Origin of the sequence: Actinomyces sp. ZJ308 (assembly GCF_011752065.1) — a bacterium.
GTDB lineage: Bacteria > Actinomycetota > Actinomycetes > Actinomycetales > Actinomycetaceae > Actinomyces.
The window spans coordinates 14,316-26,785 of record NZ_JAAIJY010000028.1; the positions used below are offsets into that span (position 1 = coordinate 14,316).

General features: G+C 71.0%; 15 protein-coding genes. 13 read left to right on the forward strand and 2 right to left on the reverse strand.

Annotation, left to right across the window (positions count from 1 at the left end; all coding sequences use genetic code 11):
• Positions 1 to 89: 89 nt before the first annotated feature.
• The 10 genes from HCR68_RS11260 to HCR68_RS11305 all read left to right on the forward strand — a co-directional run bounded on the left by HCR68_RS11260 (position 90) and on the right by HCR68_RS11305 (position 5,947).
• On the forward strand, positions 90 to 1,355 hold the full coding sequence (locus HCR68_RS11260; RefSeq protein ID WP_167149509.1) for a DNA recombination protein RmuC: 1,266 nt from the start codon (positions 90 to 92) through the stop codon (positions 1,353 to 1,355).
• A gap of 165 nt (positions 1,356 to 1,520) precedes the next feature.
• A complete protein-coding gene (locus HCR68_RS11265; RefSeq protein ID WP_167149511.1) occupies positions 1,521 to 1,778 on the forward strand; it encodes a GlsB/YeaQ/YmgE family stress response membrane protein in 258 nt (85 codons plus the stop codon).
• Positions 1,779 to 2,074: 296 nt separating this feature from the next.
• The gene (locus HCR68_RS11270; protein ID WP_167149513.1) at positions 2,075 to 2,551 is read left to right on the forward strand and encodes an Asp23/Gls24 family envelope stress response protein; all 477 of its coding nucleotides are present in this window, start codon (positions 2,075 to 2,077) and stop codon (positions 2,549 to 2,551) included.
• 32 nt (positions 2,552 to 2,583) lie between these two features.
• Positions 2,584 to 2,760 carry a hypothetical protein gene (locus HCR68_RS11275; RefSeq protein WP_167149515.1) on the forward strand — a complete coding sequence of 59 codons (177 nt, stop codon included), beginning with the start codon at positions 2,584 to 2,586 and terminating at the stop codon, positions 2,758 to 2,760.
• Positions 2,761 to 2,771: 11 nt separating this feature from the next.
• Positions 2,772 to 3,197: a hypothetical protein gene (locus HCR68_RS11280; RefSeq protein ID WP_167149565.1), complete on the forward strand. Its 426-nt coding sequence runs from the start codon at positions 2,772 to 2,774 to the stop codon at positions 3,195 to 3,197.
• The gene (locus HCR68_RS11285) at positions 3,194 to 3,742 is read left to right on the forward strand and encodes a DUF6286 domain-containing protein (protein ID WP_167149517.1); all 549 of its coding nucleotides are present in this window, start codon (positions 3,194 to 3,196) and stop codon (positions 3,740 to 3,742) included. The genes HCR68_RS11280 and HCR68_RS11285 overlap by 4 nt, the downstream gene beginning before the upstream one ends.
• A gap of 14 nt (positions 3,743 to 3,756) precedes the next feature.
• Entirely contained in the window at positions 3,757 to 4,404 is a 648-nt protein-coding gene (locus HCR68_RS11290) for a hypothetical protein (protein WP_167149519.1), read from the forward strand.
• Complete coding sequence (locus tag HCR68_RS11295) at positions 4,394 to 5,050, forward strand: sigma-70 family RNA polymerase sigma factor (protein WP_167149521.1); 657 nt, start codon at positions 4,394 to 4,396, stop codon at positions 5,048 to 5,050. Before HCR68_RS11290 ends, HCR68_RS11295 begins: the two co-directional genes overlap by 11 nt.
• Positions 5,047 to 5,595, forward strand: coding sequence for an Asp23/Gls24 family envelope stress response protein (locus HCR68_RS11300; RefSeq protein ID WP_167149523.1), 549 nt, complete (start codon positions 5,047 to 5,049; stop codon positions 5,593 to 5,595). The genes HCR68_RS11295 and HCR68_RS11300 overlap by 4 nt, the downstream gene beginning before the upstream one ends.
• Entirely contained in the window at positions 5,585 to 5,947 is a 363-nt protein-coding gene (locus tag HCR68_RS11305; protein ID WP_167149525.1) for a transcriptional regulator, read from the forward strand. Before HCR68_RS11300 ends, HCR68_RS11305 begins: the two co-directional genes overlap by 11 nt.
• 138 nt (positions 5,948 to 6,085) lie before the next feature.
• On the opposite strand, the gene HCR68_RS11310 is transcribed toward HCR68_RS11305, so the two are convergent.
• Together HCR68_RS11310 and HCR68_RS11315 are read right to left on the reverse strand one after the other, a co-directional pair.
• Complete coding sequence (locus HCR68_RS11310; RefSeq protein ID WP_279586996.1) at positions 6,086 to 7,717, reverse strand: amino acid permease; 1,632 nt, start codon at positions 7,715 to 7,717, stop codon at positions 6,086 to 6,088.
• Positions 7,718 to 7,927: 210 nt separating this feature from the next.
• Complete coding sequence (locus HCR68_RS11315) at positions 7,928 to 9,034, reverse strand: 4-hydroxy-3-methylbut-2-enyl diphosphate reductase (RefSeq protein ID WP_167149527.1); 1,107 nt, start codon at positions 9,032 to 9,034, stop codon at positions 7,928 to 7,930.
• A 44-nt stretch (positions 9,035 to 9,078) separates the two neighbouring features.
• Here HCR68_RS11315 and xseA point away from each other — a divergent pair, with 44 nt between their 5' ends.
• From xseA to HCR68_RS11330, 3 genes are all read left to right on the forward strand, one after another.
• Positions 9,079 to 10,452 carry an exodeoxyribonuclease VII large subunit gene (xseA, locus tag HCR68_RS11320; RefSeq protein WP_167149529.1) on the forward strand — a complete coding sequence of 458 codons (1,374 nt, stop codon included), beginning with the start codon at positions 9,079 to 9,081 and terminating at the stop codon, positions 10,450 to 10,452.
• Between the two features lie 218 nt (positions 10,453 to 10,670).
• Complete coding sequence (locus HCR68_RS11325; protein WP_167149569.1) at positions 10,671 to 11,006, forward strand: exodeoxyribonuclease VII small subunit; 336 nt, start codon at positions 10,671 to 10,673, stop codon at positions 11,004 to 11,006.
• A gap of 486 nt (positions 11,007 to 11,492) precedes the next feature.
• On the forward strand, positions 11,493 to 12,434 hold the full coding sequence (locus HCR68_RS11330) for a carbohydrate kinase (protein WP_167149530.1): 942 nt from the start codon (positions 11,493 to 11,495) through the stop codon (positions 12,432 to 12,434).
• Positions 12,435 to 12,470 lie beyond the last annotated feature (36 nt).

A 12,470-nucleotide genomic window follows, 5' to 3' on the forward strand; every position in this document is an offset into this window, starting at 1 on the left:
GCGGGACGGCCGGCCGACGGTGTCGAGGCGGTCCTCGTGGCATCTAAGGGCCCGGAATAGATGTCACACCCCTGGGGCACTATCGGTTCATGAGCTCCTCACCCGTCCTGCTTCCCATCCTGCTGCTCCTCATCGGCCTGGCGATCGGGGTGGCCGTCGGCTACATCGGCGCGATCGCCCGGCGCACCACCGCGCACCGCACGGACGGCGAGCAGCTGGCGCAGCTGCGGGCGCAGGCCGCCCAGTGGCAGGCCCGGGCTGAGGAGCTGTCCTCGCGCACCCAGGTGGCCGAGGAGCGCGCCGATCGGGACGGCTCGGTGCTGCGGGCCCTGGCGCCGGTGCGCAGCCAGCTCGAGCAGGTGGGTGCGCGGGTGGAGTCCCTGGAGAAGCAGCGCGCCGAGCAGCACGCGGCCCTGGCCGAGCAGCTGCGGGCCACCGCCCTGCGCGAGCAGGACCTGGCCCGTTCCACCGCCTCCCTGGAGGGGGCGCTGCGTTCGCGCTCGGCCCGCGGCATGTGGGGAGAGGTCGAGCTGGCCCGCGTTCTGGAGGCCTCCGGGATGATGCGGCACGTGGACTTCTCCGAGCAGCGCACCATCGGGGCCCTGGTTCAGCGGCGCGGCGGGCTGGGAGCCGCGGCTGACTCCTCTGATGGTGCGGCTGGTCGGTCCCGGCCCGACGTCGTCGTCCACCTGCCGGGGGACGGGTACCTGGCCGTGGACGCCAAGGCCCCCATGGACTCCTACCTGGCGGCCACCGCGGTCCAGGGTGCCTCCCCCGAGGAGGAGGACCGGCGCCGCGAGCTCCTGGCCGCGCACGCCAAGGCACTGCGCGGGCACGTCGACCAGCTCGCCGCGCGCCGCTACGACCGGGCGCTGGGGGACTCCCCCGAGCTCGTGGTGCTCTTCGTGCCGGCCGAGGCCGTGCTCTCGGCCGCCCTGGAGACAGACCCCGCGCTCCTGGAGCACGCGCTGGGGCGCGGCGTCGCCCTGGCCTCACCGGTGTCGCTGCTGACCCTGCTGCGCACGTGCGCCACGGCCTGGGCGCGCACCGCCGTCAACGACGACGCCCGCGAGCTGCTCGAGCTCGGCCGCACCCTCTACGAGCGGCTGGGGACAGTGGCCGGCCACCTCGATGCCCTGGGCGGGGCGCTGCGGCGCAGCGTGACCGCCTACAACAAGGCGGTCGGCTCCATGGAGAACCGGCTGCTGGTGACCGCCCGGTCCCTGGAGACCCTCGGTGAGCAGGTCGACTCCCCCGCGCTCATCGGCGCCGACGCCGCCCAGGTGCGCACCTTCACCGCACCCGAGCTCACCGCCCCCATCGCCGAGGGGCAGGACCACCTCACGAATCCGTAACGCACGCCACATTTCGGTTTCGTGACGATCGACGCTTCCATGGCGTCTATCAGGGAGCGTTGCCTCCGGTCTCATGACGGGTTGCCACGCTGCCAGAACGTACCAACGTCCACATGAGACATACTCCCACCTCCGTCTCATCGGACCCTCTCGAAGGAAGACACCATGCTGTCAATCATCGGAATGATCATCGCCGGCGCCGTCATCGGCGCCCTCGCCCGGCTCATCATGCGGGGAGAGCAGAACATCTCGGTGCTGTGGACCATCGTGCTGGGCGCCGTCGGCGCGCTCATCGGAAGCACAGTCGCCAGCCTCTTCGGCGTCGCCCACACTCCTGGGGTCGACTGGATTCGTTGGGCCCTGTCCATCGTCGCCGCCATCATCGCGATCTCCGTCTACCTGTCCGTCACCGGCCGGAAGTAGGCGGCCAGCACCACCCTGAAGCGGGTTTCGCGGAGGCACTCACCGCCTCCGCGAGACCCGCTTCGTCATTTCAGGTGACGTACGCCACCACACAAGGACGTGAGGAATCCGGCGCTCGCAGCGTCCTCCTATCAGCGCGGCATTCATGGCGCTCCGTCGTGGACGTCAGCCCGAAGCCCACCGGAACCAGTCACCAACACGACTGAGACACCTCGGCGGGCCACCTGCGCCTGCTGATCCGCGCGTCACAACACCATTACCACCATCCGAGAAACGGACCAACGAAAGAGGCTCCGATGAGCAACAACGCCATTCCCCAGACCGGTCAGCAGCGCGAGCGCACCGAGCAGGCCGAGGAGGACACGACCCCTCGCGGCCCCCTCCAGACCTCCCACGGCATCACCACCATCGACGAGAACGTCGTCGCAAAGATCGCCGGCATGGCCGCTCGAGAGGTGCCCGGCGTGTACGACATGGGCAACGCCGTGCGCCGCGCCTTCAGCGCGGTGACCGACCGTATCCCCAACGCTCAGACCAACGTCGCCGGCGGCATCAGCGTCCAGAAGGGCGAGACCCAAGCCGCCGTCGAGGTGACCGTCGTGGTCGAGTACGGCGTCTCCATCGTCGAGGTCGCCGACGCCATCCGCCGCAACATCATTGAGCAGATCGAGGGGACCACGGGTCTGGAGGTCGTCGAGGTCAACATCGACGTCACCGATGTTCACCTGCCTGACGAGGACACCGACACCGCCGGCTCCGCCGACCTCAAGTGATCCGTTCTGACGCCCTGATCTGAGGAGTCCTCATGAAGACAACGCACCTGGCCCTCCTGGTGGGCCTGTTTCTAGGCACTGTTCTCGCCTTCGGCTCCTTCGCCGACTTCGTCCTGGTGGCCCTGTGCGGCCTGGCCGGAGCGGCGGTGGGCCTCTACCTGGAGGGCCGGGTCGATGTCCGAGGCATCCTGGACCGACGAAGGAAGTGACAGACGTGACAATGGCGACCGCTACGCAGCCCAACCTCACGCAGCCGAGGCGCCCCACGAAGGAGGACTCCTCCATCGAGTCCATCGAGCAGCGCGGCGTCACCACCATTCCAGCCGGCGTCGTCGCCCAGATCGCCGCTCAGGCCGCCTATGAGACCGCGAACGTGGGGTCGAACGCCGGAGGAGTGCTGGGAATCGGCACCCGCCGCAACTTCGACTCCCGCCCCGAGGCGCGCTGCGAGCTCTACGGGCAGGTCGCGGTGCTGCACCTCAACCTGGGCCTGGTCTTCCCCACCGCGCTGGTCGCCACCGTGGAACAACTGCGCGCGCACGTGCGCAGCCGCGTTGAGCGCCTCACCGGAATGAGCGTCGGCAAGATCAGCATCGAGATCTCCTGGCTCAATCCGAGTAACCACGTCAGAAAGAGCCTGCGATGAGAGCCCCCGTCCACAAGCTCGTCCACCGCCCGTCCCGAAGCGTACCCGCCACCATCCTGGCCCTGCTGCTGCTCACCGCCGGAGGGCTCGGCACCTGGATCCTGGGCACCCGGATCGTGACCAGGGCCTGGCCCGCCCGGGCTGCCGCCACGGTTGACGCCGTCGGCTCAACCGCCATCGGCTCGACCGCGCTCCTGACGGGCGCCGGAATCGCCGCCGCCTGCGGACTGGCCATGGTCATCACGGCCCTGTGGCCAGGAGCCCACGAGCGCGTCGCGGTCCTGCCCGACGCCGTGCCCGGCCAGACCGCCGTGACGCGCCGGGACCTGGCCGGCCTGGTAAGGACCCGGGTCGAGCAGGTCGACGGCGTCCACAGCGCCACCGTCAGGACCCGCCGACGCCGGGTCGATGTCACCACTCTCAGCGTCCTGGACGATCTGAGCCCCGTGCGTGAAGCCGTCCGTCAGACGGCCGATGAGGCCCTCCAGGTGCTCAAGCCCGTGGGCATCACGCGCAGCCGCGTGCGAATCAGACACACGAGCTGAAAGAGAGAACCCCCATGCGCTCAATATCCGGCGTCCTCAACCGAACGGCTCTGGCCGGCTGCGGACTTCTCATCGTGGCGATGGCGTCCTGGCTGCTCGCCTCCGGCCTCGGCGCCGGACGCTCCTGGCCCGAGGTCACCCCGTTCCTGGCATCCGCGCAGGAGCGGGTCGACACCACCATCGCGCCCCACGGGCACTGGCTGCTGCCGGCCGCCGCGCTCGTCTCAGTCCTGGCCGTCGTCGCCGGACTGGTCCTGCTCGGCATGCAGGTCCCCCGCAAGGCGGCCGCCTCCCCGCTGCGGCTGACCGCTTCCGAGGGCACGCTGCTGGCCACCATCAGCCCAGACGTACTGTCTCAGGCGCTCTCAGAGAGAGGCCAGGACACCCCCGGCGTCCAGCAGTGCACGGTGTGGGTCACCGGGTCCCCCAGCAGCCTGTGGGTCCAGGCCACCGCCACCGTGTCACAGGGCGGCGAGGTCGAGTGGGCCGTGGCTGGCCTCAGGCACCGCCTCGAGGAGGACGTCACCACTTCCCTGGGCGCACCGCCACGACAGGTCGACGTGCTGGTCCGCCTGGAGAGCTCCTCGAGCTCTCGAAGCCACTCACGGGCCGTCATGGGACAGCACGCACCGGAGAGCACCGGGAACGGCGATGAGACATGACCAGCCGGACGAGGCACTGGCGGCACCTCGCCCGCGTCCGCACAAGGCCGCACAACCCGGCGCCGCGTCCGCTCCGCCCGGTGACAAGGACCGCTACCTGGTGCTTCGCGCCCAGGACGGAGACATCAACGCCTTCGAGCAGCTCGTCGAGCGCTACCAGGGACGCCTGTTCCGCACCGCCTACATGATCGTGCGGAACCGTCACGACAGTGAGGACATCGTCCAGGAGACGCTCATCCAGGCCTGGCGGAGCCTTCACCTGGTCAGGGACCCCGGCGCCTTTCGGGGCTGGCTCATGAGGATCTGCGCCAACAAGGCCACCAGCATGACCCGCAAGCGCCGGCGTCGAGCCACCGACCCCTACGACTCCGAGAGCCTTGAGACCGCGAGCGCGCTGGCGGAGACGACGTCGAGCAGCACGGCGGACCCGGCCCGATCCAGTGAGGTCAACGCCCAGATCGAGGCGCTGGCGGGACTCCTGGCCTCCGTGCGACCGGAGCTGCGCATCGTCTGGGTGCTTCGCGAGGTCGACGACATGTCCTACGAGGAGATCGCCCAGAGCCTGAACCTCACCGAGTCCACAGTCCGGGGGAGGCTGGCACGCGCCCGCTCTCTCGTCATGCGCCAGATGAAGGAGTGGACATGAGCACCGCCAACCAGCTCTCACGCACCGCCCAACGGTCGACGGCCGCGGCCGGGAGGCACTCCCGGTCCCATGAGCAGGACGACGCGGCCACCCAGGAGTACCTGCGTCTGATCGCCTCCCTCCACGAGGAGTGGGATCAGCTGGAGTCGCAGGCCAGCGCCTCGGTCATGCCGCAGCGCCACATCATGGACGCCGTGATCGCCGAGACCCGTCACGGTGCCCAGGTGCAGATGCCTGCGACCGACCTGGGCCCCTACAGCCTGTCCGAGTTCTCCCTGCGGGCGCTCATTCGACGCACCGTGGACGCAGTGCTCGGCGCGCGCGCCCTGCGCTCCTCCTTCGAGCACGCCCCCTGCGATGAGGGCCACCGCGGCCTGGGAGTACCGCAGACCATCTCATGCCGGATCTCCGCCCATGTCTCCACCGGCAGCCTTCCACAGCTCGCCCAGCAGGTCCGCGATGCCGTCCGAGAGGCGTGCCATGAGAACCTAGGGGTGTCCCCCACCGTCAACGTCCACATCGAGGATCTCCACGATGACGACTAGCCTCTCAGCCGCAGAACTGGCCAAATTGGTCACCGCTGTCCCCGGCGTACGAGGTATCGAGCCGGGGATCGGCAGCACGCTGAGGGCCATCGGCAGCCGCATCCAGCAACAGGATCCGCGGCAGGCCCGCTTCGGAATCATCGTTGAGGCGGGCTCGCAAAGGGCCGTCATCGAGATCGGCATCGACGGATCGCGGCCCGTCAAGGAGATCGTGCGCGACGTTCAGGAGACCATCATCGGCGCCCTGTCTCAGGCGGGCGTGCACGACAACGGCTCCGAGGCCACCCGTCCCTCCGACGTCGGAGCCCGGAGCACACCCCGAGTCACGGTGCGGGTGCAGTCCCTGCTGTAAGCGCCCCAACCGGGCCCTTGGGCCGGCCCTGGGCCCCTCGTGGCCCCTCGTGCAGGTTCCAAGCCCGTGCCCGACGTCGGGAGGCCGGCAGGCCACCGGTGTCCCGGCGTCGGGCACGGGCTTGAGGAGGGCGGCGAGTCAGCGGCGTTCGTGGACGACGACACCGGAGACGTCGGCGTCCTCCAGGCGCACCGCGCGCGAACCGGACACCAGCCGGTGACCCAGCCAGATCGCCCCGAAGACCGGCAGGCCGATGTAGGAGGAGAGCACCTCCAGCAGCTGGCCCTTGAAGACGGCCTCATAGTTCTGCCCCAGGATCACCAGGGCGCACAGGATGAAGGCGAGGATCGGCCCCAGCGGGAACCAGGGCGCCCGGTAGGGCAGGTCGGCCGGGTCATTGCCCTGGAGCACGTAGGCGCGCCGGAAGCGGAAGTGGCACACGGCGATCCCCAGCCACACGATGAAGCCGCACAGGGCCGAGACGTTGAGCAGCCACGTGTAGGCGGTGTCCTGCCCCACCACAGCGGTGAGGAAGCCGGCCGCCCCCACCAGCGCCGTCGCCCCCAGGGCCCGCACCGGGACCCCGTGGCGGTTGACGTAGGAGAACCAGGCCGGCGCCTGGCCCTGGAGCGCCATCGAGTGCAGCATGCGGGTCGAGGCGTACAGGCCGGAGTTGCCGGCGCTGAGCACCGCGGTGAGGATGACCGCGTTCATGAGGGCCGCCGCGATCCCGATGCCCGCACGCTCGAAGACCAGGGTGAAGGGCGAGTAGGAGATGTCGGAGGCCTCCGAGCGCAGCAGGTTCGGGTCGGTGTAGGGCACCAGGAAGCCGATGACCGCGATCGCGCCGATGTAGAAGATCATGATCCGCCAGAACACCGTGTGGATCGCCTTGGGCACGTCACGGCGCGGATCGCGGGCCTCACCGGCCGCCACGCCCACCAGCTCGGTGCCCTGGAAGGAGAAGCCGGCCACCATGAACACCGACACGATCGCCAGCATCCCGCCGTGGAAGGGCGCGTCCCCAGTGGTCCAGTTGCCGAAGCCTGCGGGCCTGCCACCGAGCACGCCCAGAATCATCGCCACGCCCGCAATGAGGAAGACGACCACCGTGACCACCTTGATGGCCGACAGCCAGAACTCCCCCTCCCCGAAGGCGCGGGCGGACAGGGCGTTGAGAGTCGTCAGCAGCGCGAGGAACAGCGCCGCCCAGATCCACGGGGGCACCCCCGGCAGCCAGTAGGCCATGACGATCCCGGCCGCCACCAGCTCGGCCGCCACCGTGATCGCCCAGTTGAACCAGTAGTTCCAGCCCATGGCGAAGCCGAAGGAGGGGCTGACGAACCGCGTGGCGTAGGTCTGGAAGGAGCCGGCCACCGGCATGTGCGCCGTCATCTCCCCCAGCGACTGCATGAGCAGGAGCACCATGAGGCCGATCGCCGCATAGGCCACCAGGGCGCCGCCCGGCCCGGCCGTGGAGACCGTGGCCCCCGAGGCCACGAACAGTCCCGTGCCGATGGCACCGCCGATGGCGATCATCTGCATGTGCCGATTGGTCAGGCTGCGCTGCAGCCCGCTGCCCTCCTCCAGGGCCTCGTTGGAGACCTGGCCGGAGGCGTCGGGCACCAGCGAGTCGGCGGCGGTACCGGCTACGGCGGGATCGGCGGCAGCGCCGGCAGTACCGTCCGCGGCGTCGGACCGGTGCCCCGGCTCGGCGGGAGGTCGGCCGCCGGCGGCCGATCCGTCATGCTCGTCATGGGAGTGTGTCACCCAACCGAGGGTAATGGCTGGGCGCGCAACCCGGCGTTCACCTTGGCCCGTCTCACGCGTCCCGACGTGTGCTGACGGTCTCAACCACCGTCGGGCCGACCGTCGTCGGCAGCCACCGGGCACCGTCGGGAGAAGACCGGGGAGACCGAGAAGGCCGAGGAAGCCGAGGCAGTCAGAAGGCCCAGCGCGAAGGCCGCGGGCCGCCGGGCGTCAGCAGGTGTGGCCGGCGGCCGGCTCGCGGCGCTTGTGGGTGGCCGGAGCGCCCTGGGCGGCCATGAGGTCGGCGCGCAGGTTCTTGGGCAGGGAGAAGGAGATCTTCTCCGTGGTGGTGCGCACCTCCTCGACGTCGTCGAACCCGAACTCGGCCAAGCGCTCGATGACCTCGCGCACGAGGATCTCCGGCACCGAGGCGCCCGAGGTCAGGCCGATCGTCTCCACGCCGTCGAGCCATGCCGGGTCGATCTCGCTGGCGAAGTCCACCCGGTGGGAGGCGCCGGCCCCGGCCTCCAGGGCCACCTCCTTGAGGCGCACCGAGTTCGAGGAGTTGCCCGAGCCGACCACGAGCATGAGGTCGACCTGCGGGGCGATCTGCTTGACCGCGCCCTGGCGGTTCTGGGTGGCGTAGCAGATGTCCTCGCCGGGCGGGTCGATCATCTCCGGGAAGCGCTCGCGCAGCAGGCGCACCGTCTCCAGGGTCTCGTCCACGCTCAGGGTGGTCTGGCTGATCCACACGACCTTGGAGGGGTCGCGCACCTCGACCTGGTCCACCTCGTGGGGGCCGTTGACGACCTGGATGTTGTCCGGGGCCTCGCCCTGGGTGCCCTCGACCTCCTCGTGGCCGGTGTGGCCCACCAGGATGATGTCGTAGTCCTTGGAGGCGAAGCGCACCGCCTGCTTGTGCACCTTGGTCACCAGCGGGCAGGTCGCGTCGATCGTGGCCAGCCGGCGCTCGGCGGCCTCGGCGTGGACGGCCGGGGAGACGCCGTGGGCGGAGAAGACGACGCGAGCGCCCACCGGCACCTCGTCGGTCTCGGAGACGAAGATGGCGCCGCGCCGGGAGAGGGCCTCGACGACGAACTTGTTGTGGACGATCTCCTTGCGCACGTAGATCGGCGCCCCGTAGTGGGCCAGGGCCTGCTCGACGGCGTCGACGGCGCGGTCCACGCCGGCGCAGTAACCGCGCGGGGCGGCCATGAGGATCCGCTTACCGCCCTTGGTGGGGGCCTTGGTAGTGGCCTCGCCGATCTGCGGGGCGTCCCCGGGCGCGGTGGCGTCGGTGTGCTCGCTGGCGAGCTCGATGGTCGTCACGGCCACCACTGTGCCACAGTAGGACCCAGGTCCCCAGTGGCAGACGTGGCACAGTGGTGCATGTGACAGGCCAGAGCCCCGCCCAGCCCAGCCCGCAGCCCTCTCCCGCCGGCGGTCCGGCGCCCGGAGCAGCACCCGGCCCCGCCGCGGACGGGAGCCCGCAGGAGCTGGCGCCGCGCGCGAACCTCACCACCGCGGAGAACCCGTGGCCGCTGCGGCTGCTGTCCTCCAAGATCGACCAGTACGTCGCCCGCATGAGCCAGGTGTGGGTGGAGGGCCAGATCATCCAGCTCAACCGCCGCCCCGGCGCGGGCATGGCCTTCCTCACCCTGCGGGACACGGACGCCGACGTCTCCATGTCGGTGGCGATCTACGCGCGCGTCCTGGACGCCGTCCTGGCCCGCACCGGCGCCGAGCTGAGCGAGGGCGCCCGCGTCGTCGTCCGCGCCAAGCCCACCTTCTGGACCAAGCGCGGCTCCCTGCAGCTCCAGGCCGACGACATCCGGCCCGTCGGCGTCGGCGACCTGCTGGCGCGCATCGAGCAGCTGCGCCGCATCCTGGCCGCCGAGGGACTGTTCGACGCCGAGCGCAAGCGGCCCCTGCCCTTCCTGCCGCGCAAGGTGGGGCTCGTGTGCGGCCGCCAGGCCAAGGCCAAGGACGACGTGCTGGTCAACGCCCGTCTGCGCTGGCCCGGGCTGCCCTTCGAGATCCGGGAGGTCGCCGTCCAGGGGGCGCGCGCCGTCGGCGAGGTCACCCGTGCCATCCAGGAGCTCGAGGCCGATCCTCAGGTCGACGTCATCGTCGTGGCCCGCGGTGGCGGCGCCGTCGAGGACCTGCTGCCCTTCTCCGACGAGGGGCTCGTGCGCGCCGCGGCCGCCTGCCGCACGCCGCTGGTCTCGGCGATCGGTCATGAGAGCGACTCTCCCCTGCTGGACCTGGTGGCCGACTACCGGGCCTCCACGCCCACCGACGCGGCCCGCCGGATCGTGCCCGACCTCGCCCAGGAGACCGTCGGCCTGGACTCGGCCCGCGAGCGCCTGCGCGCCGTGCTCACCTCGCGCCTGGACGCCGAGCAGGCGGCGCTGGACCAGCTGCGGGCCCGGCCGGTCATGGCCGACCCCACCTCGATCGTGCGCGACCGGATCGTCGAGCTGGATCAGGCCCGCGACCGGATGCGCCGGGCCGTCGGCCACCGCCTGTCGCTGGCGGCCGCGGACCTGCGCGCCGACCACGCCCGCCTGACCGCCCTGTCACCGCAGGGGGTCCTGGACCGCGGCTACACGATCCTGCGCACCCCCGGCGGCAAGGTCATCACCAGCGCCGAGGATGTCAAGAAGGGCGACCTCATCGAGGGCGTGCTGGCCTCGGGGCGGCTCGTCGCCCAGGTCGTCGGCGCCACCAAGCCCCGGCCGGCCAACATCGACTGAGCCGGCCGACCCGGATTTTGTCCGTATGGGACGACTTTGAAGCCTCCCCAGCCAGGCGACGCCGAAGCAAAACGCTCTGACCAGCACAAATGCAAAAGCCCCTCGAGCAGGGCTCCGTCAAAGTCGTCCCTCCCGGACACTTCGCGCCTCGCAGACGCAGACCCAACCCGCTCGGCGCCCGGACCGACCCGTGCGAGAATCGGCGGGTGAGCTCCGAGATGAACCCTGGCCCGTTTTCCGACCAGTACCCATCCGACGAGTACCCGGACGAGTACTCGGCCCAGAACAGCCCCTCCTCAGGGGCGTCAGCATCGTCGGCGCCCTCGGGCAACCGTGCCTCCGGCGCCAATGAGGACGTCGCCTCGCTCAGCTACGAGCGGGCCCGCGAGGAGCTGGTGGCCGTCGTGCAGCGCCTCGAGGCGGGCTCCGTCCCCCTGGAGGACTCCCTGGCCCTGTGGGAGCGCGGCGAGGCCCTGGCCCAGCGCTGCCAGACCTGGCTCGATGACGCCCGCGCCCGCCTGGCGGCCGTCGCTCAGGACGACTCCGAGGACTGACAGGCTCCTACGGGGCCGCCCCTCACCGATCGGGCGCTCCAGCCGTAGCCTCTCCACGCCGGCGACGCCCGAGATCCGGATCCGGCAGTCTGCTGGCGTGCGCCCGCGTCGCGCATCCCCGGGGCCCGAATCACCGCTCCTGCCCGTCTCATGTCCACATCTGCAGCAAAGGAGCGCCCACGCGCTTCGGCCCGTCGGCAGAACCGCGGAATCCTGCGGTTCTCAGTTTCTCATGGAAGCACTACCGGAGTCTCTGCTGCAGATTCGGACATCATTGGGCGAGACGGGCCCTGAGAGCGGCGTCGGATCGGTAGTCTGTCCGCATCCGCCCGCCCGCCTTCTCCGCTCACTGACCAGCTCGACGCCCACCACGCAGAGGCCCGCGCCGTCGCGTCCCTCCTGCCCGGCTCATCAGTCCTGCCATCTCGCCCCGTCTCACCTCAGCCCACAGCCACCGGACCCCGGTCCCGCACAAAGGAGTCACCCATGACCGCACCTGGCCGTCAAGGATCCGCCCTCGTCATCGGCGAGGCCCTGGTCGACGTCGTCATCCACCCCGGGCAGGAGCCCGTGGACATCCCCGGCGGTTCGCCCGCCAACGTCGCCCTGGGGCTGGCGCGCCTGGGCCGCGACGCCGAGCTGCACTGCTGGATCGGCACCGACGAGCGCGGCAAGGCGGTGCGCGCCCACCTGGAGGCCTCCGGGGTCCGTCTGGCTCCGGGTGCCGACGGCGCCGCACGCACCTCCACGGCGCAGGCCACCATCGGGGAGGACCGCGCCGCCACCTACGTCTTCGACCTGGACTGGAACCCGCCGCGCCCCGTGCTGGCCGACGGCGCTGCGCCGCTGCTGGTCCACACCGGGTCGATCGCCGCGATCCTCTCCCCCGGCGCCGCCACCGTGGAGCAGGTGCTGCGCGAGACCCGCGCCACCTCCACCATCGCCTACGACCCCAACGCCCGTCCCCAGCTCATGGGCGAGCCGCAGGAGGCCCGCAGGATCGTCGAGCGCCTCGTGGGTCTGTCGGACCTGGTCAAGTGCTCGGACGAGGACATCGCCTGGCTCTACGGCCAGGACGCGGACCTGGAGACGGTGCTGCGCTCCTGGCTGGAGGCGGGCGCGGCCGTCGTGGTCGTCACGCGCGGCAAGGACGGGGCGCTGGCCCTGTCCGCCTCCGGGGTGCGCCTGGAGGTGCCCGCCGACCCGAGCGTCGTCGTGGCAGACACGGTCGGCGCCGGCGACTCCTTCATGGGCGGCCTGGAGGACGCCCTGTGGAGCGAGGACCTGGTGGGCGCCGACCGGCGCGAGGCGCTGCGCGCGGTGGACGCCGAGACCCTGGAGCGGATCGTGCGCCACGCCGCGGCCATCGCCGACGTCACGGTCTCACGCGCCGGGGCCAACCCGCCCACCCGCGACGAGCTGGCCTGAGCCCGGCCTTCCGCCGTCTCGCCGGGGACATTCCAC

Excerpts from the sequence above, each read along its gene's own strand:
- HCR68_RS11260 (WP_167149509.1), top strand. The coding sequence starts at position 90 with ATGAGCTCCTCACCCGTCCTGCTTCCCATCCTGCTGCTCCTCATCGGC.
- HCR68_RS11265 (WP_167149511.1), top strand. The coding sequence starts at position 1,521 with ATGCTGTCAATCATCGGAATGATCATCGCCGGCGCCGTCATCGGCGCC.
- HCR68_RS11270 (WP_167149513.1), top strand. The coding sequence starts at position 2,075 with ATGAGCAACAACGCCATTCCCCAGACCGGTCAGCAGCGCGAGCGCACC.
- HCR68_RS11275 (WP_167149515.1), top strand. The coding sequence starts at position 2,584 with ATGAAGACAACGCACCTGGCCCTCCTGGTGGGCCTGTTTCTAGGCACT.
- HCR68_RS11280 (WP_167149565.1), top strand. The coding sequence starts at position 2,772 with ATGGCGACCGCTACGCAGCCCAACCTCACGCAGCCGAGGCGCCCCACG.
- HCR68_RS11285 (WP_167149517.1), top strand. The coding sequence starts at position 3,194 with ATGAGAGCCCCCGTCCACAAGCTCGTCCACCGCCCGTCCCGAAGCGTA.
- HCR68_RS11290 (WP_167149519.1), top strand. The coding sequence starts at position 3,757 with ATGCGCTCAATATCCGGCGTCCTCAACCGAACGGCTCTGGCCGGCTGC.
- HCR68_RS11295 (WP_167149521.1), top strand. The coding sequence starts at position 4,394 with ATGAGACATGACCAGCCGGACGAGGCACTGGCGGCACCTCGCCCGCGT.
- HCR68_RS11300 (WP_167149523.1), top strand. The coding sequence starts at position 5,047 with ATGAGCACCGCCAACCAGCTCTCACGCACCGCCCAACGGTCGACGGCC.
- HCR68_RS11305 (WP_167149525.1), top strand. The coding sequence starts at position 5,585 with ATGACGACTAGCCTCTCAGCCGCAGAACTGGCCAAATTGGTCACCGCT.
- HCR68_RS11325 (WP_167149569.1), top strand. The coding sequence starts at position 10,671 with ATGAACCCTGGCCCGTTTTCCGACCAGTACCCATCCGACGAGTACCCG.
- HCR68_RS11330 (WP_167149530.1), top strand. The coding sequence starts at position 11,493 with ATGACCGCACCTGGCCGTCAAGGATCCGCCCTCGTCATCGGCGAGGCC.